We start from the raw sequence: 26,782 nt of genomic DNA, 5'->3' as shown, positions 1-26,782 counted from the left end.
AGCACGTGTTTCCCAGCCGCTGACCGACCTCCTTCCAGACTGCGTCTGGACCGTACAGCCGGACGGCATCCGCCCGCTGGATCTCAATAGTCCTGCAGCAGCGCCGGCAATCGACCCGCAGCACGTGCTGGGGAATCTGGCTCAGCCGCTGCGGGCGGCGGCGTGCAGAAGGACTCGATCGGCCATGGTCGGCGCCAGCGTCGTTTAGGATGTACTCGGGCGGGAGGTCGTCGTTCGGTCCCGGTCCGAGCTTCGCAGGTGCCTTCTACCGACGGCGGCGGCCATCGTGTCCGTCTGCTTGGGTGTCGGCATGGCAAGCTCGCGAGTCGGTCAGTTATCGACACAGAACATAACAGGAACATGAGAGTCGATAGGCGGCGTGAGAAATTCCTCGTCCACCCTTTCGACCAGCCTGTGCCTAACCTCATGAGGCGGCGCGTCGTCCTACGTGGCGCTGCGGCCCACGATCCGCAGCCAGCCGAGCTTGTGGTTGAGTTGGCCTAACAGCCGCCCAGCTAATTCGTGAGGAAATTGCTGCTATTTCAGAGGGATGTTCTGTTTTGGGACTGATAAAATGGCGCCGATTGCGGGGGAAAAATGCTGTGCGCCGGACCCAAAGCCTTGCTGTGCCCCGCAACCCATGGGACGATTCCCGGGAGCGCACCACGCGCGGGTAGGGTAATGGCGGAAAAGCGAAAGGCCGGGAGAAGCTGCCGCGGCTCTGCATCGTGATCTCGAACCTGTCCGGTGCCTACGAAGGCGCGACGAAGGACATCACCGCGATGGTCGCCAAGGCGACCCGCGACCTGCAGAACGAGACCGGCCGCCAGGCCAAGGGTATCACTCCGGTCGAACTGGGCTCTGACGAGATCTACAGTATTCTCCGGACGCGCCTCTTGAGCGCGCAGCCGAACTCCATGACCGTCGATGCCGTCGCGACGGCATTCTCCGATGCGATCTCCGACGCCGTGAAGTCCAAGGCCGTCGCAAAGTCCGCGACCCAGATCGCCGACGAGATCGCCGCCAGCTATCCCTTCCATCCGTCGTTCAAGCACATCCTGGCGCTGTTCAAAGAAAACGAGCGCTTCCGCCAGACCCGCGGCCTGATGACGATGGCCGCACTCATGGTGAAGTCGGCGCTCGCAAGGCCCATGAACGACGTGTTCCTGGTCGGTTGTCAGCACATCGACTTGTCCAATCCGGACGTGCGCGACGCGATCACCAATGTCTACGACCTGTCGGGCGCCATCGCACACGACATCGCCGGCACCGGCGCCGAGCGGGCGCACGCGCAGACCATCGACGACCAGATGGACAACGACTCGGCCAGCCAGGTGGCACGCCTCGTCCTCATGGCGTCGCTTTCGGAAGCGAACGACGCCGTCAAGGGGCTCGCCAAGGCGGAAGTCGTTCAGAACCTCGTCGCACCGCACCGTTCGCCGATCGAATTCGACGAGGCTTTCGAGAAGCTGCGCATCGAGTGCTGGTACCTGCATCGCAAGGAGAACGATGCCTGGTACTTCTCCAAGAACGAGAACCTCAAGAAGAAGATCGAGAAGTACGCGACCACCGCGCCCCAGCCGAAGATCGACGACGAGATGGAGCGCCGGCTGACGATGGTGTTCGAGGCCAAGCGACGGAATGCGTACTCGACGGTGCTGCCGTTGCCGAAGGTCGAAGACATCAAGACTAACGGCGACCGCATCCTGCTCGTTCTCAGCCCCGACAAGCGCGTCCCGCCCGAGGAGGCGGAGCGTCTGTTCAACGCCATCGCCGAAAAGAACAACTTCTGCGTAGTGACGGGCGACGGCACCGATCTGGCCAAGCTCGAGGACAAGGTGCGCCGCATCTGGGCGACTGCCAAGGTCATGCAGGAGGACGGCGGCGAGCGCTCGCCGAACCTTGCCGAGCTCGAGGAGGAGGCCGAGACGGCCGAGTTCGAGTTCAATTCGTCGCTGATCAACCTCTTCAACCGCGTCTACTATCCGGCCAGGCTGCCGAAGGGCGGCGTCGATGGGCTCGCTTACGCGGCGCTCAAGCTGGTCGAACGCCGCAGCAAGGATGGCGGTCCCGCCACGATCGACGGCGAAGCCGCCGTCGAGGAGGCCTTGAGCGCCACCGGCGCCTCCAAGCTCATTCTTGACCTCACGGCCGAGCAGACGCTGTCCGGGCTTCGGACCAGGGCTGAGGACCAGCTCTGGGGCACGACGGAGCGCAAGACGCGTTGGAAGGACGTGGAGGAGCGCGCGATCAACGTGCGCTGGCCGTGGCTGCCGCTGCGCGGACTCGACGAGATCAAGCGGGCGGCGCTCGCCAACGGGCAGTGGCGCGACAACGGCGACGGCTACATCGAGAAGGGACCGTTTCCGGCCGCCAAGACCTCGGTGAAGGTCCTCACGCGCAACTACGACGAACAGACGGGCACCGCGACCATCGAGCTAACGGCGACCGACGCCGGCCCCAACGGCAAGATCCACTTTGCGCCTACGTCCGATGTCTCCGGCAAGTCGCCCATCGTCCCCGACCTGATCACGGACCGTGACGAAACCGTGCTCTGGTTCGTCGCCGTGGATCCGGACGGCAAGCACGAAACCGGCGAGCCGGTGAAGTGGACCAACACGCTGACCCTGACCTATGAGCCGAAGGAAGTCATGGGTAAGCGCAGCGTCGCGCTGACGGTCAAGCCGCGGGGCAACATCCGCTGGAATACCGACGGCACCAACCCGCGCGAGGGGAAGCCCTACACGGGGCCGATCCCTATCAACGGCAGCGACGAAGTGAAGATCTACGCCTACGCCGAAGACGCCGGCGTGGAGACCCAGAAGACCTTCACCATCCGGCCGGTGAAGGGCGGCGAGGTCCAGATCGATCCGGACAGGCCGGTGGTGATCAAGAAGCGTCAGAAGATCGCCTCGACCAAGGACGTCTTCATCGTCATCAATGCGCTGAAAGTCGCCCACGGCAAGGTCCGCGGCAGCCTTTCGGCCACGGTCGGTCAGGGCGACGTCAACGCCACGACCCGCTTCGGGCCGAAGACGGAGCTCTCGGCGGAGATCCTGGAAGGCTTTCTCAGCGCCGGCCGCGCAGCGCTCGCCAACGAGCTGGCCGAGGTAGAGGTCGGGTTCTCGGAAGTGCAGTTCTCGACCGGACGCGAGATGGAGGAGTTCATCGCCGCGGTCGGCTGGGACGTGCAACCCAACGAGGTCGAACAGCAGTGAACGATCGCAAGACCACAGGCTTCGGCGTGCCCAATGACATCGATCCCCACCACTTCGTGGTGGAGATCCCGGCCGCGCGCGCCAATCCTGTGGTGGTCACCGAGCACTTCGGCCTGGCCGGCGGCACCAACGGTCTCCCTGACGCCGTCGTTCGCTGCAAGCTGCCTCATGATCACTGGAATGCCGTCCGCAAGGAGCTCGAGCGCGTGCTCAACGAGCGCCTCAAAGAGAAGAAGCTCACCACCAGCCGCTGGAAGAGCGGCAAGAACCAGGTCGAGCGTCTGCTCGGGCGCGAGCTGTGCGTCCTGCTCTGGGCCGTCGAGGCGGCACCGAAGGAGGCGATCCCCAACGCGATCCGCAACTGGAGCGCGCTCAAGCCCGAGGAGCGTTGGTGGCTGTTCGCCATGGCGGCCTCGGTGACCGGCACCTCCGACGATGTGGACGTCGGCTGGCGCAAGGCGATCCGCATCGCCATGACCGAGAACCCGACGGGCGAGGAGGTCGGAGCCATCCGCGCCAAGAACCCTCGCCGTCCAGAGGACCGCCCCACGCTCCCGCTGTTCGAGCGCGTCAAGTGAAGAGTGTTGTCATGGATGCAGTCAGCCCCAAGTCTGCCGTCGTGCCGTTTTCGTTGAAAGATGCGCCTTCTCTGATCGAGCGGGTGTGGCCCGCCCAGAAGATTTCCGTGGAGGCACAGAAGGAACGTAAGGCCGGTCAGGGGCAGACGCTCACATCTTTGGGGTCGTACTGGAAAGGAAGGAAGCCGCTCTTCTTGGCCGAAGCGTGCCTTTGGGGGGCTTTGCTGCCCGCCACCGGTGATGATGCCGCCGATCTCGATATCCTCGAGTTGATCTTGGGGATGACAGATGGGCAGGTCGTTCACAGGGTTAAAAACGGGCCGACGATCGACCAGGTGAGGAAATACGCTACGCCGCGCGGGTCTTTGGGCTTCTTCCAGCGCAACAACCCGGTGGTCAGGCACGTCGTATTGCGCAAGCGTTCGACGCTTGAAGAGATGGGGCTCATCCCCCGGATCCCGGTGGACATCCACCCGCTGCCCGGCGCCCACATGCCGCCGATGTTCGACGGGTTGGGCTTGCGGACTTCGAGCGCGTTCGACGCCGCATACCAGGCCGCCGAAAAGTTCACCCGCGCCCTCAGCAAGCGCAAGAAGTCCGCCGGGTTCATGCGGAGCCTGATGCTGCAGCGGCTATGCTCGAGCTACGCCAGCGGCCTGGCCACTGCCGAGAAGCTCCTGTCCGGGCGCACTCTGGACGACGAGGAGATGGAGCTCGAGCTCGGCGAGGAGCACCTCGATTTCGTCGACGAGGAGGTCCGGCAGCTTCAGGCTATCATCGACGTCCTTTCGCCCCATCCGACCGACCCCAAGCTCGACACCGTCCTTTACTACCTTCTGGAGCGACCAGATCCTTGGCTCCCGAAGGGCTGCATCGTCTTCAGCCAGTATTTCGACACGGCAAAATGGGTCGGCGAGGCGCTGACGCAACGGATTCCGGGCGAGCCGATCGCGGTGTACGCCGGCGCCGGCAAATCTGGCATGTACATCAGCGGCGAATGGAAGAGCGTCGAGCGCGAGCAGATCAAGAAGGCCGTCAAGGAGCGCACGATCCGCCTGGTGGTGGCGACAGATGCGGCCTGCGAGGGCCTGAACCTCCAGACTCTGGGCACCTTGATCAACATCGACCTGCCGTGGAATCCGTCCCGTCTGGAGCAGCGGATCGGGCGGATCAAGCGCTTCGGCCAGCGCCGCGACCGGGTCGACATGCTGAATCTGCTCTACCACGGGGTCGCTCAGCAGACCGTCGACGAGAAGGTCTACGCCAAGCTGTCGGAGCGCATGAGGAACCGCTTCGATATCTTCGGCACGCTGCCCGACGTCATCGATGACGACTGGATCGAAGACGAGGAGAAGCTTGACGAACGCCTGCGGGAATACACGGAGCGACGAAAGCGCGCGAACGCCTTCGACCTCAGGTACGCCGGCGACGTGACCCCGAAGGGCGAGCGCTGGGAGCTTTGCGAGAAGGTGTTGGCGCGTCACGACGTGAAGCAGAGGCTTTCGCGCGGGTGGGGTGAGCGGGAGCGTGCAGAGCCGTCGGTGCCGGCCTAAGGGAGGCGTTGTGTTGCATCGCAACATGAAAGAAGCTGTGGAACAGTATTTCTCCGGTATCTTGCGACCTTGAAACAACACAACCGGCGCCCATATGGAACTTCGCTAAATTTTTAGCAATCTTGGGCGGGGCCTTCCCATCCGACAAGATCATCCGACCGGCAGGCGCTCGCGCCCGCCGGAAAAGTTTTTGCGCGAACAAAACATGATCGGGTCGGCCGCGCCGATCCCGCACGGAGGACAACTTGGCAACGCTGACGTTCCACCCTCTCAACAATGCGGATTGCACCCGCATCGACCTCAAGGACGGCCGCAAGATCCTGGTGGATTACGCCGACATGCGAAATCCGGACAATCCGAGCGACCCGTGCATCGACCTTCCAGCCGCGCTGCGCCAAGACCTTCGGGCCGTCGACCGCGACTATTTCGACATCGTGCTGTTCACTCATCTCGACAAGGATCACACGAACCGCGCCGGCGATTTCTTCCATTTCGAGCGATTTTCGACTCGCCAATGCGACGGCCGTATCAAAATGCACGAACTCTGGGTGCCGGCGGCCGCGCTCACGGAAGAGGGCCTGGACGGCGACGCCCAGATCATTCGCCAGGAGGCTCGCCACCGTTTCATCGAGGGCAAAGGCATCCGCGTGTTCTCGCGGCCTGGTCGCCTAAAGGACTTCTGCGAAAAGAACGGGATCCGCCTTGAGGATCGCCTTCATCTGGTCACCGACGCCGGAAAGTTGGTGCCTGGGTTCGACGACCTGAACGCTGCGGGTGGCCTGGAGATCTTCATCCACAACCCGATGGCTTGGCGGCTCAACGACCGCGAAGTTGAGGAGCGGAACGACGACGCCGTGGTTTTCCAAGCCACGTTCCGGGAAGGGGCAACCGATACCAGAGTCCTCTTCGCATCCGACGTGGACGACATCTCGCTCGGCCACATCGTCCAGACTTCGAAGGCGCACGGCAATCAGGATCGGCTGCGCTGGCACGTGTTCAAGATCCCTCATCACTGCAGCTACAAGTCGCTGAATTGGGCCGACAAAGGCGTCGATAAGACCGTGCCGACCGAAGACGTTCGCTGGCTCTGCGAGGAAGGCGCCGAGCCCCGTGGTATCATGATTTCCACCAGCGAGATCATTCCCGGCAAGGGGACGCCACGCGATAAGGACGTGCAGCCCCCGCATCGGCAGGCCGCCGCGTACTATCAGGATGTCGTGAACGCGATCGACGGGCAGTTCGAGGTCACCATGGAGAACTCCCCGCTGCGTAATCCGAAGCCTAGCCAGGTCAGCATCACCACCGCCGGTGCCGCCTTCGTTGCGATGGCCTCCATCCCCGGCGACTATGCCGCGGCCAGGACGATGCGAGCTGGCTGATGCCGTTGCGCCCGCTTTCGGAGCAGTTCGGCGAGACCGTCGAGTGGGAAGCTTTGCAAAACGCGAAGTCCCACTCGGTCGCTCGCTTGATCTGCGATTTTGGGACGCAAGGATACCGCTTCGTCGAGGCCCGGCGTTCCGGGTCCGGCGGCGAGACTATCATCGTCAATGTGCACGTGAACCGGCCGCAGCTTTACGTGCATCCGCTAAAGGCCGTCGAGCTCCTGGCTCTTCACTTCCCTGTAGACGACCGTCAGCCCACGATTCTCGCTCTTCGGGACGATTTTCCCGACGTCCCGCACACAAATCCCGGACACAGGGACGATCCTCGTAGCCTCTGCATCGACGACCGACCCTGGACTGAAGCCAAGCTAAACTGGACCCCCTCAGACTTCCTGGTTCGGATCCACACCTGGCTCGGCAAGACGGCACGTGGCGAGCTTCATGGTGACGTACGCGCGCCCGAGCCGCTTTTCGTCGCCCCCGGTCCCGTGGTCATCGTCGACCGTGTCCTTGTGGACGAGGCCGGTAAGGGGCCCATTGAGTTGGCGGTTCACCGCGCGGATGCAGAGGTCAACAGGGAAATCCTGATCGCGACTTTGCCATCTACGCCCCTTCCGTTTCCGCGACTGGGCATCGCCCTCATCACGGTAGTCACTGAACGGCGGGAGATGGGGGCTTTGCGCTTTCCGCCACGCACTTTCGGTGAACTGGCGGACGAGCTCAGTGGTGTCGACTTGCGGTCGGCGATCCGAGCTAGAATCCTCGAATGGACGAGCCAGGCCTGGGAGAAAGGAGCGCAGCCACAGCGGGACCCCGAGCGATTGGGATGGCGGCTAGGGGTGCTCGTGGCGTTTCCCGTGGCAACCGAGAGCGGCAAAGAGGTCGGCATTCTCGATCTGAAGTGCTTCTTGAGCCTCGAAACCGTGGCCCAAATCGGCGTGAAAATGGGATGCCTAGATGAAGCCAACGGACTTCACGCCCGGTCCTTGACCGCACGCGATGGCGCTGCCGCCGACGCAGTCGAGCTAGTTTGCGGCGAGGTTCACTTCGGCCACGACAGAAAACTCGCATCGCAGATTTCGGGAGCCGAAGGTGTGGATCTGCGACGCGCCGTGCTCGTTGGCGCGGGCACGGTCGGCTCCCACGTGGCAGCAAACCTCGCGAGGGAGGGCCGCTACACCTGGGACGTGATCGATGGCGATTATCTTCTTCCCCACAATGTCCCTCGCCATGTGCTGCCTCGAGCCGAGGTGGGGCGCTCTAAGGCGGCGGCTCTCGCCCGCTTCATCGACGGGATGAACAGATATCCGGAGCAGTCCGGCCATCTAACTGCGGATGTCCTCTCCAACGACCCATCGACGGAGGCCGCAGTCAAATCGAAGTTGGAGACGGCGGACTTCATCATGGACGCCTCTGCCTCCATCGCCGTATCCCGTCGGCTGGCCGCATGGCCGGACACCAAGACCCGGCGCCTGAGCTTCTTCTTCAATTCCGACGGCACCGACGCAGTGCTGCTCGTCGAGCCGAACGACCGCTCAATCTCTCTGCGCGAATTGGAGGCGCAACACTACGCCATGGTCGTTCAAGTCCCAGCTCTGCGGGGACATCTTCACACTTCCGAGGCAACCATCGCCTACTCGGGCGCCTGCAGGCAGGCGACCAATCGTATGCCCGAAACTCGAGCCGCACTGCTTTCGGCTCTGATCTCCGGGGCCATCCCGGGTGCGTTGTCCACCGAACAGGGCTCGATATCGATCTGGCGCACGAAGGATGGCGCAGTGGAACGCGTCGTCGCCCCCGCTGGAAACTGGCAGCGTCTCGCGATTGACGATTGGTCTATCGTTCTCTCCGACGACGTTGCTAAGGCAATCGGACGATTCCGAGAGCAGCACCTGCCAGCAGAAATGGGCGGCGTCCTCCTCGGCGCTTTGGACATGGAAGCGCATTGCATCCACGTCAGCGTCGCACTCGAACCTCCTTCCGACAGCAAGGGCAGCGAGAGCGCGTTCGAACGAGGCGTGTCAGGACTTCGCTCGCGGATTGCCGCGATCACCGAGCAGACGGGCGGACAACTAGCCCGTCTTATTCGCGAGAGGGCGCCTGAGAGGCTGGCGAGCGTGGTGTAAAGCGCTGATGCGGCGTAGGATTCGGTTGTGAAGCCAACCCCATCACCTCAACCGCGAACGCCACGCCCGCCATGACCGATGATACGATTTCAGACCACTATCGAGAAGCAAGAATTCAACACAAATAAAACCTCTGCCTCGCGCTCGATCTCTTCATGCTTGATAGTCTCGTTTCGGAGGCTGATCACCTACCGCGTCTAATAGGCCGCTCGCGCCGGTTTCTTTGGACGCGGCACGACCGCGACTCCACGTTTCGGCACAGAAATGATCGGGAGTCACTCAATCTTTCTTCAACTTAACCCGTCTTATTCGTAAGAGTGCGCCTGAGGGGTAAAGCGCTGATGCGGCGTAGGATTCGGTTGCGAAGCCAACCCCATCACCTCCAACCGCGAACGCCACGCCCGCCATGACCGACGATACGATTCCGCCCTTCTCGTTTCCAGCCGTTCACGCCAAGAAAGTCACAGCTGCCTTCGATGGTGGGCGCCTAACCTCGAACGGGGGCGTGATGCTTCTGGCGATGGCCGAGCGGCGTCTCGGTTTGGCCGACAATTTGGCCCGGGTGTTCCCGGATCGGCGCGATCCGACGCGGGTCGTGCACAGCCTGGTCGATATGTTCCGCGCGCGCATGTTCGCGATCTGCTGCGGCTACGAGGACGCCGACGACCTCGATCATCTGCGGTCCGATCCGGCATTCAAGCTGGCCTGCGGTCGCCTACCGGACACGGGCCGGGATTTGTGTTCCCAGCCGACGCTGTCGCGGCTGGAGAATGCTCCGCGCCTGCGCGACGTGATCCGACTGACCTACATTTTGGTCGACGCATGGATGGATAGCTACCCCCACGAGCCGGCATCCGTCACGCTCGACATCGATGATACCTGCGACGTCGTCCACGGCCATCAGCAGCTCTCGCTGTTCAACGCTCATTATGATGAACGCTGCTTTCTGCCGATCCACGTCTACGACACGGAGAAGAGCCGGCCCGTGGCCGTCGTGCTGCGGCCCGGCAAGACGCCGGGCGGCGTCGAGGTGCGTGCCCATCTGCGCCGCCTGGTACGGCATATCCGCACGCGATGGCACAACACGCAAATTACGTTCCGTGGCGACGGGCACTATGCCCGGCCGGAGGCCATGGCGTGGTGCGAGACCAACGGCATCGACTACATCTTGGGTCTGTCCGGCACCAAGCCTCTCGCCAGAAAAGTCGACGAGGTCGCCGACGACATCCGCACCCGACGCGCCATCGAGAACCTGCCGGTTCTGCGTGGCTATACCGAGACCCGCCACAAGGCAAAGTCCTGGGATCGCGAACGGCGCACCGTCGCCCGTATTGAGGCGACGATGCTCGGCCTCGACATCCGTTTCGTCGTCACCAGCCTCGATGTCGGCTCGGCCGAGTGGATCTACGACAGCCTGTATTGCGCGCGCGGCCAAGCCGAGAATCTGATCAAGCTGCATAAGACACAGCTCGCCTCCGATCGCACCAGCTGCCGTTCGGCGCTCGCCAACCAGGTCCGTCTCGTGCTCCATACGGCCGCTTATTGGCTGATGCTGACCGTGCGCGACGCCATTCCCAAAGCCCGGGAATTGGCCACTGCCGAGTTCGCGACGCTGCGTCTTCGTCTCTTGAAACTCGCTGCCCGTGTGGTCGAGACCACGAGCCGCATTCGCCTTGCGTTCGCCGCGGCATGTCCCGAAGCCGACCTGATCCGCTGCTTGCCCGGCGCGCTGCTGCCGCTCAGTCCTTGACCGGCGGGGCGTCCGCCCCCCGTTCGCCCAACCTATCCCTCAAGCGCGTTGCAAAGTACGGGTCGTCAGGCGGTGAAAAGCCGAAGGCAATCCTGTGCGCCTCGTCAGAGCAGATGTGCGGCCACATCAATCGGACTAGAAAAAGCACTCTCACGAATAGGACGGGCTAGTACCCGGAATCAGAGCTGAGTGATACGGCGGCCTTTGAAACGGCGTTGACGGACCTTTTTCTTGGTCCAGACGAAGGGCTCGGCTCTGTCGTTGGGGTTCCCTCGCCCTCCGCGCCCTTTAGCGCCAGGGTCAGTGGGGCTTCCGCGAGTGAACCAGGCCGCGCACTGGGAAGCGATCCAATGATCAGATCGCTCATCGACTTCTTTGAGACGACCAAGGACAAGTAGAACGAGCACAATCTCTCGGTGCCCGCCATGCCTGTCACATTGCAGCCGATATCCAGCCGCTGTTTGCCAACGCGGACATCGATCACATGTCTTTTTTCGTCATTTGCGAGCTTCTCGATACCGCTGCCGGGTTTCCGCATTGCCCCGCGAAAGCGGACGTCGCCGGTGCAGCCTAGTCCGTAATTTATCCCGAGATTGGCGCCAACAACCAAAAGCGCTGCTCTTGTGTTCGGAATTGATTTACAAACTGAGGTCAATGGGGAGAACGTTGCGTTGGTTCTGACCTTGCCCCTCGGGCTTGATCCAGTTTGAAGTTCGTTCTGGCCCACCACAAGGACCAGAGCATGAAGCGCAGCCGCTTTTCGGAAGAGCAGATCATCGGGATTTTGAAGGAGCATGAGGCCGGCGTGTCGGTCGCCGATCTGTGCCGCAAGCATGGCGTCAGCGACGCCAGCATCTACAAATGGAAGGCCAAGTTCGGTGGCATCAAGACAGGTCACTCGGAAGAAGGTGCGCCGTATTTCGATCCGCATCGGCGGCGAGGGCGAGGCCGACGCCGAGGGGACCTATTATTTCGATTACTTCGCACTCATCCAATCATTCGCCGACGCCCTCGGGAAGTGGCTCGCGTCTTACAACGACGAACGAGAAAAATTTGCTGCCTTCGTGGAGCGCTACGACGAAACCATTTCAGATAGTCGGCTGCTTTGGCGGCCGAAACCGTCCAACGCCGAGTAGACAGCGTGAACTTTTTAGGATGGATCGACCATGACGCGGAACAGGAAGACGCTAGCCATCTCGTCCAGTGCTTGCTCTTCACGTTTCGGATGTTAGTTGTGCCGCCGTCCGGTTCCATCCGCAGCAGTTCCTTGAAGTCGACCGCTTTGCCCTTGGCCTGCAGCTTTTCGGCTCGTTTTTTGGTGGCGTCCATCAACGCCTTCGATGACGATGGCATGCCCCACCGCGCCATGGCGAGCTCGCGGCCCCCGGGTCCGTTGCGAACGATCGGTGCCTTGTAGTCGGGAAAAACCCCAGGCATCGGCGCCGGATTACCAACGTATCGGTTCACGGCTCGAAACAGCGCGCTAATGGCGGCTTGGTTGGTCGTGATCGAGTAGAGATTGCATATCGGTCAGGCTTCGGTCCGAGGGTGGCGCGGCTGCCACGCCAATTGTAGCAAAGTCGCCGAAGGACGCCGGCCGGCCTTGGCGCATTTGCGGCAGCGCAGCCGGCTGGAAAGATCGTGCACGAAGGTGGTCGGCGGATGCTTCATCGCCGCGAGGCCGACGTCACTCGACGTCTTGCAGCGCGCGCACTGGATTTCCAGCCAGGGGAAGCCGCCATTCACCGCTTGGTCGATCGTCGGGGACGGATCAATCGGCTCTCCGTCTGAATGCGGCAACCGCCCGCTCCGTGACTGCAGCGCCGGGGATCACGTCGGCAACGAGGAAGCCTGGTTTGGGGGCCATCTTTCTGCCGGCGAACAATCGGAACCATGTAGGACGGACCGCACAAGTCCCAGTTGAAGGTGCCGAATTTCGGCAAGCGATCGCCGTCACCGCGAATTTCGATCTTGTCATAGCTGGCAAGGCCGAGCCGCCTTGCCCAATCCCGAGAGCTAGGAGCAGCATCTTCTCGACAAGCATGCGGGCTCTGAGACGAGCGAAATTGGGATTGCCCAGATATCCATCAGCGCGAAGCGCGACGACGGGGCCGACGCCTTGCATGTCGATACGCTCCAGGAGATGAGCTGCCTCAAGGCGTTGCAGAACTGTCTCGCTCAATATTTGACCCTTTTGGCGGATTGGTGACCCTTCTGGACCAAGATCGGCGCGGGCCCGGCAACAGGACGACAAGGGCTTCAACGTCCAGTTGAGCTGCCTGCCATTGAACGGCCGCCTCGTGGTTCGCGAACCCAAGGCCGACGCGGAGGCGGGACAATGAGCCCTGCCGCCACGCGGCACTACGTCGTCGGCTTCAAAAGCTGGATGACATACGAAACCCTCGTGCTCGCCCGCAGCGAGCACGAGGCCATCGCCACGGGCAACGCCATCTACGGCCTCGCCGGCCTCGACAATTTTTCGTTCAGCGATTGCGGCGAAAGACTGGCTCGCCTAGGTTCATGAGCCGGAGGCGCATTCATGAACGTCGTCCTCAAGCCGGGTACGCGTTGACGATAGATCTCCGACATATTCATCCGAAGTCGATGGCAGCAGCGCGACGCCTGCCGCATTCAGGCGGTTGCCTCAGCTTCCGGCAGCAGGAGCCAAGCTCAAGATCTTAGCGATTGCTCAGAAAACCGCCTCTGTGCAAGACAATGGGTCCCTGTACGCGCAATAAGAGGAAACCGCGCTGTGACAGTCTCTCTTGACGGCGAAATTCGAGACGGACGGCATTACATGCAGGTCCGCGTCTATTTCGAGGATACCGATTCCGGCCAGATTGTTTATCACGCGAATTTTTTGCGTTTCATGGAACGTGGCAGAACGAATTACTTGCGCCTGCTCGGAACCAATCAGCAAGCGCTGCTCGAGGAAACGCGGAACGATGCGCCGGGCTTCGCCTTCGTTGTCCGTTCGATGACAATCGATTTTCTAAAACCGGCAGTCTTGGATGACCTGCTTGACATTGTCACGGTCCCGCAAGAGGTGAGAGGCGCGTCGATTGCCTTGCTGCAGGAGTGCAGGCGCGGGGGTGATCTCTTGGTCTCGGCGCGTGTACGGGTCGCGTTTATCTCAGGCGGAAAAGCGCAGCGCATCCCAAAGGGTCTGAGGCTTGCTATGGAAGAGCACAGATAAATCTGCCTTTCGTTCACGCTTTAACGCTCCAGCGACCCAATGAAATTAATGCGTTCGCCTTCTGTTGCGATATCGTCAAGTCAGAGTTCTCCGGCATCGTCTATCACGCCAATTATCTGCGCTTCATGGAACGGGGGCGGACCAATCATCTGCGGCTGATGGGCGCCGAGCAGCAGGCGCTGTTCGAGCAGCCCGCGACGGAGGACTCCGGCTTCGCCTTCGTGGTGCGCTCGATGCACCTGGATTTCCTCAAGCCCGCGCGGATGGACGACGTGCTCGACGTCGTGACCTGGCCGATCGCGGTGAAAGGCGCCTCCATCATGCTCGCACAGGAGGTCCGGCGCGGCGAGGACGTGCTGGTCAAGGCCGAAGTGCGCGTCGCCTTCATCAGCGGCGGCCGTGCCCAGCCGATCCCGAAGTCGATCCGCACGCTGATGAAGGCTGATCTGATTTCGTGATCGCCCGATTGGTGATGGCCACTCGACTCCGCCGGCTGCGGCGATAGATTTGCGGCCCCGACCAACCGATGAGGCCACCATGTCGCGTCCACCGCTTCCCCCCTTTACCCGCGAGACCGCTGCGCAAAAGGCCCGCATGGCCGAGGACGCCTGGAATTCGCGCGATCCGGTACGTGTCTCGCTCGCCTATACCGAGGACAGCCGCTGGCGTAACCGCTCCGAGGTGTTCCAGGGCCGCGAGGCCATCGTCGCCTTCCTCACCCGCAAATGGGAGAAGGAGCACGACTACCGCCTGATCAAGGACCTCTGGGCCTTCGACGGCAACCGCATCGCGGTGCGCTTCCAGTACGAATGGCACGACGCGAGCGGCCAGTGGTATCGCTCCTACGGCAACGAGCAATGGGAGTTCGACGAGCACGGCCTGATGAAGCGGCGCGAGGCGTCGATCAACGACATCATGATTGCAGAGAAGGACCGCCGGTTTCATTGGCCCGCGCCGGGGCCGCGGCCGGCGGATGTGGCGGGGTTGGGGACGGATCCGTTCTGAGCCGCGCAAGCAACTCTCAATCCTCATGGTGAGGAGCCGCGAAGCGGCGTCTCGAACCAGGCAGGCCCTGCTGCTGCATCCGGGCCTTCATCCTTCGAGACGCGCGCGAGCGCGCTCCTCAGGATGTGGGGAGAGATTTGCGCGCCAGAAACCGCGTAATCGCCCCACCGAGCTTCGCGTTGTCCAGCGGCTGCGCCAGCGACGCGCGCGCCGTGGCGACGACGTCATCCGGCGCCTTGCCGTCGCGCAGCTCGCAGCACACTTGCGCGAACTCCACGTCGAACTCCGGATGCGGCTGCACGGTCAGCGTCGCGCCGTTGGCGTAGAGCAGGCCGGCATGCGGGGTGAACTCGGACGAGAGGATCGTCAGCGCGTCGGCCGGCGGCTCGATCACCTGGTCCTGATGTGAGGCGGCGATCGCGACCGCTTCGCCTTCGACGACGCCGTTCTCGGGCAGCACCTGATAGACGTGCCGGCCGATGCCCCAGCCTTTCTCCGACTTGCGCACGGTGCCGCCCAGGGCCTGCGCGATCAGCTGATGGCCGAAGCACACGCCGACCATCGGCGTCTTGTTGGCGTAAGCCGTACGCACGAAATCTTCCAGCGACGCGATCCAGTCGAGCCCGTCATAGACGCCGGCGGCCGCGCCGGTGATCAGCACGGCTTCGAGCTTGCCTGGATCGGGAAGTGCATCGCCATTCGGGATGCTGATCACGTCGACCGTGGCCGTCGGATCCTCGGCGCGGACCATGCGCTCGAACATGTCGGGAAACGAGCCGTGCTGCTCGCGATATTCTTGCGGGACCTGCCCGGTCTCGATGATGGTGATGCGTGCCATGTGCCCCCAAGGTCAAAAGGACAAGGTCAAAGGTTGCGATGCTCAGTCGCTTTCTGCCCCATGTTGCTGGTGTGGCGCTGGGCCCTCCAGCAGCGCGCTCTGCTTCCGCACCTCGCTCAGAAAGGCCTTGGCGAGGCGTGACAGCGGCTCGGCTTCCGACCAGAGCATGTAGGCGACCGCATGGGTCGTCGGCGTGAACGGCCGGACGACGAGGCCATTGCCGCCGTTCTGCCGCGGCGAGAACGGATCGACCACCGCGGCACCGACGCCGGCGGCCGCGAGCACGCAGGCGGTGTTGCAGTAGCGCACCTCGACGGTCGGCCGGAATGGCGCGCCGGCCCGCGCAAAACTGTCGCGCACGGCCTCGCCGAGGCGTGTGCCGCGCTCGAGCCCGATGAAGGGCAGGCCGGACAGATCCGCGGCCGAGATCACGGGCCGGTCGGCAACGGATGCCGCGGCGGCAGCACGCAGACCATCTCGCCGGTGTGCACCACCTCGTGTGCGATGCCGGGATGATGCGTCAGCCCGAGCGCGAAGCCGAGCTCGGCGACACGGCTGAGCACGCCCTCGATGATGCCCTCGTAGCGCCGCACGTCGAAGAAGACGCGCGTCTCCGGGCGGCGGCGCAGGAAGCCCGACAGCGCGGACGGGATGATGCTGTAGGCAAGCGGCGGCGTCGCCACGATCGCAAGATGTCCGGACCGGTTCTCGCGCAGATCGCGCACGCGGTTCTCGAGTTTTGCGTGCAGCGCGAAGATCGCCTCGCTCTCCTTGTAGAGCGCCATCGCCTCGGCGGTCGGAAACAGCCGGTTGTTGACGCGCTCGAACAGCGCGAAACCCGCCTGCGCCTCCATGGTCTTCAGCGCGTTGCTGACCGCGGGCTGCGACAGTGCCAGCTCATCCGCCGCCGCCACCGTGGTGCGGTGGCGGATGACGGCACGCAGGATCTCGAGCTGACGCAGGTTCATATCACTGCCGATTATACTCAGGGCCAAAACATCATAGCAGAACGAATTGATTTTGCAGCCCCGCTTCCGCGTAATGGCGGCGGATTTGCACGTCGCATCAAGGGGTTCATTCGCCCATTGAGGCGGCACTGCGCACAGATTGGAGGCAATCTTGGTTCGTGTCCTTCGCGCCGCCGCCGCCCAGATGGGCCCGACGCAGAAAGCAGACTCGCGTGAGCATACGCTCTCGCGCATGCTCGCGCTGCTGGAGGAGGCCGCCGGCCGCGGCGCCAGCCTCGTGGTGTTTCCAGAGCTTGCCTTCACCACGTTCTTTCCGCGCTGGCTGCTGGAGGGCGAGGCGCTCGACCAATATTTCGAGCGCGGCATGCCCAACCCGGCGGTGGCCAAGCTGTTCGACCGCGCACGTGCGCTCCGTGTCGGTTTTTATGTCGGCTATGCCGAGCTGACGCCGGACGGCCGCCGCTACAATTGCGCCATCCTGGTCGATCGTGACGGCGAGATTCTCGGCCGCTATCGCAAGGTGCATCTGCCGGGCTCGGTCGAGCCGCGGCCGGGTGCGCGCTACCAGCAGCTGGAGAAGCGCTATTTCGAATATGGCGATCTCGGTTTTCCCGCCTTCCGGGCCGGTTCGGCCTGGGCCCACGCCATCATGGGCATGATGATCTGCAACGATCGCCGCTGGCCGGAATCCTGGCGCGTGCTCGGCCTGCAGGGCGTCGAGCTCGTCTGCATCGGCTACAATTCCGCTGCCTACGATCCGAATGGCGGCGCCACCGAAGACGGTGCCTTGCGCACCTTCCATTCGACGCTGGTGACGCAGGCCAATGCCTACATGAACGCGACCTGGGCGATCTCGGTGGCGAAGGCGGGCGAGGAGGACGGCTCCGGGCTGATCGGCGGCTCCTGCATCGTCGATCCCAATGGTCGCATCGTCGCGCAGGCCCAGACGCTGGCGGACGAGGTGATCGTCGCCGACATCGATCTCGATCTCTGCCGCCAGGGCAAGGACAAGATGTTCAACTTCGCCGCCCACCGGCGTCCCGAGCAATACAGGGTGATCACCGAACGCGCCGGCGTCATCGAGCCGGCTGTTCTTGACGCGGATTGATCTCAAACGGCCGGTCGCGGCGTTGGCAAAGGAGCTGACATGACACGCCTCTCGCATTTTCTCAGCCTAGCAGCCTTGGCTGCCGTGACGTCGGCGCAGGCGGCCGAGCTTCCGGCGGAGATCAAGCAGGCGGGCGCGTTGAAGCTCACGGTCAACTCCACCTACGCGCCGATGGAATATCGCGACCCAGCGACCAACGAGCTGGTCGGGCTCGACATCGATCTTGCGAACGAGCTGGCCAAGCGGCTCGGCGGCCTCAAGATCGTTTGGAGCGAGACGCCGTTCGCCGAGTTGATCCCCTCGCTCCAGACCAAGCGCGCCGATTTCATCATCTCCGGCATCTCGGACCGCGCCTCGCGGCGCGAGACCGCCGATTTCGTCGATTACCTCCAGACCGGCCCGCAGTTCTTCGTGATGGCGGAGAGCGAGGCGAAGGCGGCGACCGATCTCTGCGGCAAGAAGGTCGGCACCACCCGCAGCACCAGCTTCCCGGTCGAGATCGAGAAGTGGAGCAAGCAGAACTGCGAGGCGGCCGGCAAGCCGGCGATCCAGTACGTGCCGGGCGAGAACTCGATCGACGTCCGCAACCAGCTCAAGCAGGGCCGCATCGACGCCGCCGTGCAGGGCAGCGAGACGCTGCCTTACGCGCAGACGCAGGAGCCCGGCAAATACCGCGTTGTCGGTGAGGCCTTCGCCAAGGGCTACCAGGGTATCATGTTCCGCAAGGACGATGCGGCCCTGCGCGAGGTGGTGACCGAGAAGCTTACGGCGATGATCGCTGACGGCGCCTACAAGGCGGTTCTCGACAAATGGGGCCTTGGCGCCAATGCGGTCGCCCAGCCCATGCTGAACGCGGCGCCGCAATGAAGCCGGCGCCGGCACTCGCGGAGGGTTTCCCTGATTTGTCGGGGATGCGGATCGCGCGCGAGCCGCACTGGTTCCGCTGGCTCAGCGCGGCCCTGATCGTCCTCGTGCTGGCGGCGATCGTGCGCGCGTTTGCGAACGGTCAGATCGAATGGTCCTATGTCAGCCGCTTCCTGACCGTGAAGGTTATCCTCGAAGGCATCGTCAACACCATGGTGATGGCGGTGCTGGCGATGATGCTCGGCATCTTTCTCGGCATCGTCGTGGCGATCATGCGGCTGTCGCCCAACCCGGTGCTGAAGACGGTGGCCGCCGGCTACACCTGGCTGTTTCGCGGCACGCCGCTGATCCTGCAACTGCTGCTCTGGTTCAACCTCGCACTGGTGTTTCCGACCATCGGCATCCCGGGCCTGTGGAGCGCGCGCGCCGTCGACGTCATGACACCGTTCCTCGCCGCGCTGCTCGGGCTCGGCATCAACCAGGGCGCCTACACCTCCGAAGTGATGCGCGCCGGCATGCTGTCGGTCGACATCGGGCAATATGAGGCAGCGCAGGCGATCGGCATGGGGCGGCTGCGTGCGCTGCGCCGGATCGTCCTGCCGCAGGCGATGCGCGTGGTGATCCCGCCGCTCGGCAACGAGTTCATCGGCATGGTGAAGGCGACCTCGCTCGCGAGCGTCATCCAGTATCCGGAGCTGCTGCATAACGCCGAGAACATCTACTACGCGAATTCCCGCGTCATCGAGCTCTTGATCGTCGCCGGGCTCTGGTACCTGCTCGTGGTCTCGATCCTGACCCCGCTTCAGATGCTGCTCGAACGCCGTTTTGCACGCGGCAGCGGCTGGCGCGATGACAAAACCCCTCGTCGCGATCCGCTCCGTCAGCAAGAACTTTGGAGAGTTCCAGGCTCTCAGAAACGTCTCGCTCGACGTCTGGCCCGGCGAGGTGATGTGCTTGATCGGCGCCTCAGGCTCGGGCAAGACCACGCTGCTCCGCTGCATCAACCAGCTGGCCGCGATCGATGCCGGCGGCATCTGGCTCGACGGCGAGCTTTTGGGTGTGCGCGAGCAGGGCGGGCGGCTCCATCGGCTGACCGAGCGGGAGATCGGGCGGCAGCGGCTGAAGACCGGCATGGTGTTCCAGCGCTTCAACCTGTTTCCGCACAAGACCGCGCTGGAGAATATCACCGAGGGCCCGACCCAGGTGCAGGGGCGTAAAGCCGACGAAGTGCGCACTGAGGCGCTCGAACTGCTCCGTCGCGTCGGGCTGGCGGCCAAGGCGGACTCGTATCCCGCGCAGCTCTCCGGCGGCCAGCAGCAGCGCGTCGCGATTGCGCGCGCCCTCGCCATGAAGCCGATGCTGATGTTGTTCGACGAGCCGACCAGCGCGCTCGATCCCGAGCTCGTCGGCGAGGTGCTCGCGGTCATGAAGGAACTGGCGAAGAGCGGCATGACCATGATGGTGGTGACGCACGAGCTCGGCTTCGCGCGCGAGGTCGCCGACCGCGTCGTCTATATGGACCAGGGCGCGATCGTCGAGCAGGGTCGCGCCTCGGACGTTCTGGGTACGCCGCGCGAGGAGCGCACCAAGGCATTTCTTTCGGCAGTGATTTGATATTGGGGGTGTGGTGATGAAGAGGCTTTTGGCTACGGCGGCGTTCTTGGGCGCTATGACTGTTTCGGCGTTGGCGATCGAGCTGCCGCCTGACATCGCAAAGCGCGGCAGCCTCAAGGTGGCGCTGGTGCCGAACTATCCGCCGATGGAATTCCGCGATCCCGCCACCAGCGCGCTCACGGGCTTCGACATCGATCTCGGCGAGGCGCTCGGGCGCAAGCTTGGTGTGAAGATCGAATGGACCGAGACCAGCTTTGCCGAATTCATGCCGTCGATTTCGACGGGGCGGGTGGATGCCATCCTGTCCGGTTTCACCGACTATGCGAGCCGGCACGAGATCGCGTCCTTCGTCGATTATTTGCGCAGCGGCCCAAAATTCTTCGTGCAGCAGTCCCGCGCGTCCGAGTTCAAGGACATGGCTGCGCTCTGCGGCAAGAAGGTCGGCGCCAGCCGCCGGACCATGTTTCCCGCAGAGATCGACAAGTGGAGCCAGAAGAACTGCGGCAGCAATCCCGTCCTGTTCGTCGGCACCGACGGCTCGGCCGATGCACGCACGCAGCTCAGGCAGGGCCGTATCGATGCCGCCGTGCAGGGCAACGAGACGCTGCCCTATCTGATGGACCTCGAGCCGGGCACCTATGCGCCGGTCGGTGATCCCTTCGCGACGCAGTTCACGGGCATCGCGCTGCCGGTCAAGGAAAAGGCACTTCAGCAGGCCATTCTCGAGGCCGTCGATGCGCTGATCGCCGACGGCACCTATCGTACGCTGCTGGCGAAGTGGAAATTGAGCGACAACGCAATACAGAAGGCGACCATCAATGCTGGACAGTAAGGCACTCAAGAGCATCCCGCTCGTTCCGGCCAACACCGCGGATCCCGCACCGGACTATCCCTGGCCGAAGCCACACAAGTCGGCGATGTTCCTGTCGTTCGACGTGGACGCGGAGAGCGCCTGGACCAGCAAGGACGCGGTGCATGCGCAGCGGCTCATCACCATGAGCTATGGCGGCTATGAGGCGCGCGTCGGCACGCCGAAGCTGCTGGAGCTGCTGGACCAGCTCGATCTCAAGGCGACGTTCTTCGTCACGGGCTGGTCGGTCGATGCGCATCCCGCGATGGCCGAATCGATTCTGAAGGCAGGCCACGAGATCGGCCATCACGGCTATCATCATCTGTTGCCCGATCCCGGCGATCCCTGGATCGAGGAGGAGCTGGAGCGTGGCTTCGAGGCGCTGAAGCGCCGGCTTGGCGTCAGGCCGACCGGCTATCGCGCGCCTTACGGCGAGTTCACCGAGGAGCTGCGAGTTGCGCTGGTGCGGCACGGCATCGTCTACACGTCATCGTTCCGTGACGACGTCAGGCCCTATCGCCATCGTCTCGCCGACGGCAAGCCCGGCACGATCGAGCTGCCGGTGACCGCGAGCTATGACGACTGGATGCACGGCCTGTCCGCGCGCTTCAGCCCGCGCCATATCTTCCCCAAGGAGCACGTGCTCTCGCTCTGGAAGGACGAGCTGGACGAGGTGCGCGACTGGGGCGCGATGGTGACGACGGTGCTGCATCCGCAATGCAGCGGCCGTCCGATGCGACTGCGCCTGCTGCGCGAGTTCCTGACCTACGCAAAGTCCTGCCCCGACGTCTGGATCACCACCGGCGAGAAGATCGCGGAAAACTTCCTGCGCCACGAAGCCGGCAACCGCTGAGCAGTAGCATGACCCGCCGCCGTATCCTCGTCATCAACCCCAACTCCTCGGCATCGGTGACGGCGGCGATCGACGACGCGGTCGCGCCGCTGCGGATCGTTGGCGGGCCTGACATCGAGGTGGTCGGCCTTGCCGAGGGCCCGCCCGGCATCAGCTCGCAGCGCGATGCCGACAGCGTGGTCATGCCGCTGGTCAATCGCGTCACGCGCGACGATGCGGATGCCTTCGTGCTCGCCTGCTTCAGCGATCCCGGCCTGCATGCGGTGCGTGAGGCGGCCGGTGGCCGCCCGGTGCTGGGTATCGCCGAATGCGGCATCTTTCGCGCGCTGATGCTGGGCGAACGTTTTGGCATCATCGCGCTGTCGCCGTCGAGCATCCGCCGCCAGCAGCGCATGGCGCGCGTGATGGGCGTCGACAGCCGCTATGCCGGAAGCTGGTCGGTCGGCGCGAGCGCGGCGGAGACGGCAGGCGCGGACATCCGCGGCCGCTTGATCGAGGCCGGGCGCGCGCTGGTTACGCAGTGCCGCGCCGATGTCGTGGTGATGGGCTGCGCCGGCATGGCCTCCCACCGCGCGGCAATCGCGGATGCGATCGGCGTGCCCGTGGTCGAGCCGGCGCAGCAGGCGGTGGCCGCTGCGATCGGCGCGGTTTTGTTGAACACGTAATACGAATGATGAAGTTCGATCTCTTGAGGAGCCTCCCGTAATGCCCATCTCTCGCCGCTCGCTCCTCAAGGCCGCCGCTGCAATGCCGGCGCTCTCGCTGCCGGGCATCGTCCGCGCCGAATCCCAGTCCACGCTGCGCTTCATCCCGGTTATCGATCTCGCCTTCGTCGATCCCATCTATTCGACCGCGCAGGTGTCGCGAAACCATGGCTTCATGGTCTACGACACGCTCTATGGCATGAGCTCCTCGCTCCAGGTCTCGCCGCAGATGCTGTCTGGTCACACGATTTCAGGTGACGGGCTGCAATGGGATCTCACCTTGCGTGACGGCCTGTTCTGGCACGACGGCGAGCGTGTGCTCGCCCGCGACTGCGTCGCCAGCATCCGCCGCTGGGCGGCGCGCGACGGCTTTGGCGGCGAGCTGATGGAGGCGACCGCCGAGCTCTCGGCCACTGATGACCGCACCATCCGCTTCCGCCTCAAGCGTCCGTTCCCGCTGCTGCCGCAGGCGCTCGGCAAGGCCGCGATCAACGCCTGCTTCATGATGCCGGAGCGGCTGGCGAGCCAGGACCCGTTCAAGCCGCTCACCGAGGTCATCGGCAGTGGCCCGTTCCGCTACCTCGCCGACGAGCGCGTGCAGGGCGCCCGCAATGCGTATGCCAAGTTCGAGCGCTACCAACCGCGCACCGACGGCAAGCCGGATTGGACGGCCGGCCCGAAGATCGTGCATTACGACCGCGTGGTCTGGACCACGACGCCCGATGCCGGCACCGGCGTCGCCGCGCTCCAGACCGGCGAGCAGGACTGGCAGGAGACCACGCCGCACGACCTGTTGCCGATCATCAAGGCCGCCGGCGATATCGACACGCGCATCCTCGATCCCCGCGGCTATGCCTGCATGCTGCGCCTCAATCATCTCCAGCCGCCGTTCGACAATCCCGCCGTCCGCCGCGCGCTGCTGGGCGCGATCGACCAGTCTGCCTTCATGACGGCGGTCGCCGGCACCGATCCGGCCTTCCAGGTGTCGCCCATCGGCTATTTCGCTCCGGGCACGCCGATGGCGAGCGAGGTCGGTCTCGACGTCTTCCGCGGCCCGCGCGACTACGCCAAGGTGAAGGCGGATCTGAAGGCCGCCGGCTACAATGGCGAGAAGATCGTCCTGCTCGTCCCCACCAACTCGCTGGCGCAGAAGCCGCTCGGCGAGATCGCCGTGGACTCCTTGCGCAAGGCCGGCATGAACGTCGAATATGCCGGGCTTGATTTCGCCGTCGTGTTGCAGCGCCAGCTCAAGAAGGACCCGCTTCCGCAGGGTGGCTGGAGCGCGGCGGTCGGCAACTGGCAGGGCATCGACTGGCTCAATCCGGCCGGCAACACCAACATCCGCGGCGAAGGCAAAGTCGCCGGCTGGTACGCGAGCGAGAAGATGGGGGCCTTGCGCAGCCAGTGGCTGGCGGCCTCCGAGCTCGCCGAGCAGCAGCGCATCTGCCGCGAGATCCAGGCGGTGGCGTTCGAGGAAATCCCCTATATTCCGATCGGCCTGTACAAGCAGCCGACCGCCTATCGCAAGGCCATCACCGGCATTCTCGACGGCACCGCCGTGTTCTGGAACGTACGCCCCGCATGAGCACGATCGCAATCTTCGGCAGCTATGTGCTGTCACGGAAAGACGGCGCGCAGGATGTGCTGCGCGACCATTGGGTCCTGGTCGAAGGCAAGAAGATCGCCGCGGTCACGCGCGACAAGCCGAGCGCGGACGAGGTCTACGACAGGCCCGGCCGCTTCGTGCTGCCGGGCCTGTTGAACCTGCACAATCACTGCTTCTCTGAAGCCGTGGCGCGCAGCCACAGCGAGGACGGCAACGGTCGCAAGAACAATCAAAGCATCGTCTACACGGTGCTGCTGCCGCTCACCAAGCGCGGTGCGGATATCCTGTCGGCGGAAGAGCGCATGGCGGTCGCACGGCTCGGCATCCTCCAGCTCCTCAAGGGCGGCGCCACCACGGTGATGGAGCCGTTCCGCAATTCGATCCCCGAGATGTTCGACGCGGCGGAAGAGATGGGCATCCGCTTCTACGGCGCGCCCTACCTGTTCTCCACCTCCGACGCCAAGGCGGGTTCGGATGGTGTGGTTCAGTACTCCGGCGATGACGGTGCCGCCGACATGGCGACGTGGGATGCGCTTTATCAGCGCTGGAACAATCGCGGCGACGGCCGCATCAGCCTCGCGATGAGCCCGCACGCCACCGACACCTGCGGCCCCGATCTGCTCAAGGCCTGCGCGGCGCGGGCGCGCGAGCTCGGCGTGCCGATCACGACCCACATGGCGCAGAGCCGCGGCGAGGTCGAGACCATCGGCAAGCGCTATGGCGGCCGCACGCCGGCGGAGTATCTGGACTGGCTCGGCCTGCTCGCGCCCGACCTGATGGCGGAGCATTGCATGTTCAGCACCGACGACGATCTCAAGCTGATGGCCGCGCGCGGCATGACCGTGCTGAATTGCCCGCGCGTGTTCGCGCGTGCCGGCGTCACCGCCGCATTCAGCCGCTTCGCCGAGCACGGCGTGCGCACCGTGGTCGGCACCGACGGCTACAACATGGATCTGCTCGGCGAACTCAATGCGGCCTCGCTGATCTCCAAGATCACGTCCAAGCGCGCCGATGTCGCCAATTCACCGGAGTTGATCGAAGCGAACACGGCGGTCGCCGCCGACGTCGTCAAGCGGCCGGACCTCGGCCGGATCGAGCCGGGCGCGACCGCCGACCTCACGGTGGTCGATCTCACCCATCCGCATCTCCAGCCGCTGTTCGATCCGCGTCGCGCGCTGATCGCGCTCGCCAACCGCGCCAATATCGATCAGGTCATAGTCGACGGCCGCGTGCTGGTTGAAGGCGGCCGCTATCTCGGCGCCGACGAAGCGGCGATCACCGCCGCCGGCAGCGCTGCGATCGGCAAGATCTGGGACCTGCCGGAGGCGCAGGCGGCGTTCAACGGCTGAGAGGCTGCCGGTGCTACGAAGACGGTGCGCTCCCTCTCCCGCTTGCGGGAGAGGGCAGGGGAGAGGGTTGTCTCCACACAGGGACACTCCCCGTGTGGAGAGAGCCCCCACCCGGCGCTTCGCGCCGACCTCCCCCGCAAGCGGGAGAGGTTGCAGCGAGCCTGTGGCCAAATCGTTTCAATCCCCAAATCGTTTCAATCCAAAGGTATTCTAATCCTCAAACTCCGCGAGCGCCTTGCGCATGGTCTCGACCAGATCCAGCGCCACCGGCGAGGGGCTGCGCTGCGCCGGAAAGACAGCGGAGAATTCGAAGTCGATGCGTGGCAGGAAGCGGCGCACCACGACGCCGCGGGTGGAGAATTCCTGCGCGGTGAAGGGATCGCAGATTGCGACGCCAAGTCCTGACGACACCATGCCGCACATGATCTCCGACAGCGTGGTCTCGACCCTGAGCACGCGGCGGACATCATGGCGATGGAAGACCTGGTCGACGAGGTGCCGGCTCGACGATCCCGCCGACAGTGAGATGAACGTCTCGCCCTGGAAATCGCGCGGCTCCAAGACTTCCTTCTCCGCGAGGCGATGACCGGTCGGCAGCACCGCGACGCGCGCCAGCGCCGGCAGCCGCAGACTCGGCAGGCCGGAATGGGCGATCGGCACCTCGGCAAAGCCGATGTCGCACTGATTGTTCAGCACCCAGTCGACTACGATCGGCGAGATCACACCGAAGAAGGCGAGGTTGAGGTTGGGGCGCTCCTTCAGGAAATGCCCGGCGAGCCGCGGCAGATAGCCGTTGGAGAGCGCCGGCAGCGCGGCGATCCGCAACGACCCGGTGCGGCGGCCGCGGATTTCCTCGGCCGCGGCAGTGATGCGTTCGAGTCCGACGAAGGAGCGCTCCACCTCGGTGTAAAGCGCCATCGCCGCGGCAGTCGGTACGAGGCCGGTACCGCGCCGCTCGAACAGCTCCATTTTCAACAGCGCCTGGAGGTCGCAGCAACCGGCTGACCGCCGGCTGCGTCACGGTCATCAGCGCCGCCGCCTCGGTCACGCTGCCGGTCAGCATCGTCGCGCGGAAGGCCTCCACCTGCCGCGAATTGATCCGCGCCATACCAAATTCCATTCATAACATTTAGGCATGCAGAGGGTGCCATTATTCATTGGACGATGGAAGTATAGGTTTGCGATCTTTTTCATCAGGACTGGAGACAGCCCGCTTTTTC

20 protein-coding genes and 6 pseudogenes are annotated in these 26,782 nt (G+C 64.0%); 21 read left to right on the top strand and 5 right to left on the bottom strand.

The window, feature by feature from the left end; genetic code table 11:
* Positions 1–728 precede the first annotated feature (728 nt).
* The 8 genes and pseudogenes from ACFLEY_RS41540 to ACFLEY_RS41505 all read left to right on the top strand — a co-directional run bounded on the left by ACFLEY_RS41540 (position 729) and on the right by ACFLEY_RS41505 (position 11,743).
* Positions 729–3,218 (top strand): DUF499 domain-containing protein, encoded by a 2,490-nt coding sequence (locus ACFLEY_RS41540; RefSeq protein ID WP_309142164.1) that lies wholly within the window; start codon positions 729–731, stop codon positions 3,216–3,218.
* Positions 3,215–3,796 (top strand): anti-phage-associated DUF3780 domain-containing protein, encoded by a 582-nt coding sequence (locus tag ACFLEY_RS41535; protein ID WP_060910204.1) that lies wholly within the window; start codon positions 3,215–3,217, stop codon positions 3,794–3,796. Before ACFLEY_RS41540 ends, ACFLEY_RS41535 begins: the two co-directional genes overlap by 4 nt.
* An 11-nt stretch (positions 3,797–3,807) precedes the next feature.
* On the top strand, positions 3,808–5,349 hold the full coding sequence (locus tag ACFLEY_RS41530; protein ID WP_249163473.1) for a DUF1156 domain-containing protein: 1,542 nt from the start codon (positions 3,808–3,810) through the stop codon (positions 5,347–5,349).
* 245 nt (positions 5,350–5,594) lie between these two features.
* The gene (locus ACFLEY_RS41525) at positions 5,595–6,728 is read left to right on the top strand and encodes a hypothetical protein (RefSeq protein ID WP_060910205.1); all 1,134 of its coding nucleotides are present in this window, start codon (positions 5,595–5,597) and stop codon (positions 6,726–6,728) included.
* On the top strand, positions 6,728–8,857 hold the full coding sequence (locus ACFLEY_RS41520) for a ThiF family adenylyltransferase (RefSeq protein ID WP_060910206.1): 2,130 nt from the start codon (positions 6,728–6,730) through the stop codon (positions 8,855–8,857). The genes ACFLEY_RS41525 and ACFLEY_RS41520 overlap by 1 nt, the downstream gene beginning before the upstream one ends.
* A 406-nt stretch (positions 8,858–9,263) precedes the next feature.
* A complete protein-coding gene (locus ACFLEY_RS41515) occupies positions 9,264–10,607 on the top strand; it encodes an IS1380-like element ISBdi2 family transposase (protein WP_060910207.1) in 1,344 nt (447 codons plus the stop codon).
* 742 nt (positions 10,608–11,349) lie between these two features.
* A pseudogene (locus ACFLEY_RS41510) lies at positions 11,350–11,511 on the top strand (transposase); the annotation flags it as partial.
* Complete coding sequence (locus ACFLEY_RS41505) at positions 11,486–11,743, top strand: hypothetical protein (RefSeq protein ID WP_171901088.1); 258 nt, start codon at positions 11,486–11,488, stop codon at positions 11,741–11,743. The pseudogene ACFLEY_RS41510 and the gene ACFLEY_RS41505, both read left to right, overlap by 26 nt.
* A 46-nt stretch (positions 11,744–11,789) precedes the next feature.
* Here ACFLEY_RS41505 and ACFLEY_RS41500 read toward each other — a convergent pair.
* A pseudogene (locus tag ACFLEY_RS41500) lies at positions 11,790–12,134 on the bottom strand (SOS response-associated peptidase); the annotation flags it as partial.
* A gap of 3 nt (positions 12,135–12,137) precedes the next feature.
* A pseudogene (locus ACFLEY_RS41495) lies at positions 12,138–12,398 on the bottom strand (hypothetical protein); the annotation flags it as partial.
* A gap of 547 nt (positions 12,399–12,945) precedes the next feature.
* Between ACFLEY_RS41495 and ACFLEY_RS41490 the strand changes: the two are divergent.
* The 4 genes from ACFLEY_RS41490 to ACFLEY_RS41475 all read left to right on the top strand — a co-directional run bounded on the left by ACFLEY_RS41490 (position 12,946) and on the right by ACFLEY_RS41475 (position 14,808).
* Entirely contained in the window at positions 12,946–13,131 is a 186-nt protein-coding gene (locus ACFLEY_RS41490; RefSeq protein ID WP_060910211.1) for a hypothetical protein, read from the top strand.
* A 228-nt stretch (positions 13,132–13,359) separates the two neighbouring features.
* Positions 13,360–13,803, top strand: a complete 444-nt coding sequence (locus ACFLEY_RS41485; RefSeq protein ID WP_060910212.1) for a YbgC/FadM family acyl-CoA thioesterase — start codon at positions 13,360–13,362, stop codon at positions 13,801–13,803.
* Between the two features lie 44 nt (positions 13,804–13,847).
* Entirely contained in the window at positions 13,848–14,261 is a 414-nt protein-coding gene (locus ACFLEY_RS41480; protein ID WP_082755885.1) for a YbgC/FadM family acyl-CoA thioesterase, read from the top strand.
* A gap of 79 nt (positions 14,262–14,340) precedes the next feature.
* Positions 14,341–14,808 (top strand): nuclear transport factor 2 family protein, encoded by a 468-nt coding sequence (locus tag ACFLEY_RS41475; RefSeq protein ID WP_011089945.1) that lies wholly within the window; start codon positions 14,341–14,343, stop codon positions 14,806–14,808.
* Between the two features lie 118 nt (positions 14,809–14,926).
* Here ACFLEY_RS41475 and ACFLEY_RS41470 read toward each other — a convergent pair whose 3' ends face one another.
* The gene (locus ACFLEY_RS41470; RefSeq protein WP_060910214.1) at positions 14,927–15,646 is read right to left on the bottom strand and encodes a type 1 glutamine amidotransferase; all 720 of its coding nucleotides are present in this window, start codon (positions 15,644–15,646) and stop codon (positions 14,927–14,929) included.
* 42 nt (positions 15,647–15,688) lie between these two features.
* A pseudogene (locus ACFLEY_RS41465) lies at positions 15,689–16,614 on the bottom strand (LysR family transcriptional regulator).
* A gap of 184 nt (positions 16,615–16,798) precedes the next feature.
* Between ACFLEY_RS41465 and ACFLEY_RS41460 the strand changes: the two are divergent.
* The 9 genes and pseudogenes from ACFLEY_RS41460 (at position 16,799) to ACFLEY_RS41420 (ending at position 25,562) form a co-directional block, all read left to right on the top strand.
* Positions 16,799–17,722: an N-carbamoyl-D-amino-acid hydrolase gene (locus tag ACFLEY_RS41460; protein WP_060912875.1), complete on the top strand. Its 924-nt coding sequence runs from the start codon at positions 16,799–16,801 to the stop codon at positions 17,720–17,722.
* Between the two features lie 39 nt (positions 17,723–17,761).
* A complete protein-coding gene (locus tag ACFLEY_RS41455; protein WP_060910215.1) occupies positions 17,762–18,589 on the top strand; it encodes an ABC transporter substrate-binding protein in 828 nt (275 codons plus the stop codon).
* Positions 18,586–19,425 (top strand): annotated as a pseudogene (locus ACFLEY_RS41450) (amino acid ABC transporter permease); the annotation flags it as partial. The gene ACFLEY_RS41455 and the pseudogene ACFLEY_RS41450, both read left to right, overlap by 4 nt.
* A 10-nt stretch (positions 19,426–19,435) precedes the next feature.
* Positions 19,436–20,200 (top strand): amino acid ABC transporter ATP-binding protein, encoded by a 765-nt coding sequence (locus tag ACFLEY_RS41445; protein WP_011089939.1) that lies wholly within the window; start codon positions 19,436–19,438, stop codon positions 20,198–20,200.
* A gap of 16 nt (positions 20,201–20,216) precedes the next feature.
* Entirely contained in the window at positions 20,217–21,032 is an 816-nt protein-coding gene (locus tag ACFLEY_RS41440; RefSeq protein WP_396604418.1) for an ABC transporter substrate-binding protein, read from the top strand.
* Positions 21,019–21,903 carry a polysaccharide deacetylase gene (locus ACFLEY_RS41435; RefSeq protein WP_060910217.1) on the top strand — a complete coding sequence of 295 codons (885 nt, stop codon included), beginning with the start codon at positions 21,019–21,021 and terminating at the stop codon, positions 21,901–21,903. The genes ACFLEY_RS41440 and ACFLEY_RS41435 overlap by 14 nt, the downstream gene beginning before the upstream one ends.
* Positions 21,904–21,911: 8 nt before the next feature.
* Positions 21,912–22,568, top strand: coding sequence for an aspartate/glutamate racemase family protein (locus ACFLEY_RS41430; protein ID WP_060910218.1), 657 nt, complete (start codon positions 21,912–21,914; stop codon positions 22,566–22,568).
* Positions 22,569–22,608: 40 nt separating this feature from the next.
* Positions 22,609–24,192, top strand: coding sequence for an ABC transporter substrate-binding protein (locus ACFLEY_RS41425; protein WP_161536575.1), 1,584 nt, complete (start codon positions 22,609–22,611; stop codon positions 24,190–24,192).
* Positions 24,189–25,562, top strand: coding sequence for an amidohydrolase family protein (locus tag ACFLEY_RS41420; protein WP_060910219.1), 1,374 nt, complete (start codon positions 24,189–24,191; stop codon positions 25,560–25,562). Before ACFLEY_RS41425 ends, ACFLEY_RS41420 begins: the two co-directional genes overlap by 4 nt.
* Positions 25,563–25,772: 210 nt before the next feature.
* Here the strand turns inward: ACFLEY_RS41420 and ACFLEY_RS41415 are convergent.
* Positions 25,773–26,670, bottom strand: a pseudogene (locus tag ACFLEY_RS41415) (LysR substrate-binding domain-containing protein).
* Between the last annotated feature and the right edge of the window lie 112 nt (positions 26,671–26,782).

Origin of the sequence: Bradyrhizobium sp. YCK136 (assembly GCF_044570075.1) — a bacterium.
Taxonomy (GTDB): domain Bacteria; phylum Pseudomonadota; class Alphaproteobacteria; order Rhizobiales; family Xanthobacteraceae; genus Bradyrhizobium; species Bradyrhizobium diazoefficiens.
This window is presented reverse-complemented; position numbering and strand designations above follow the sequence as displayed.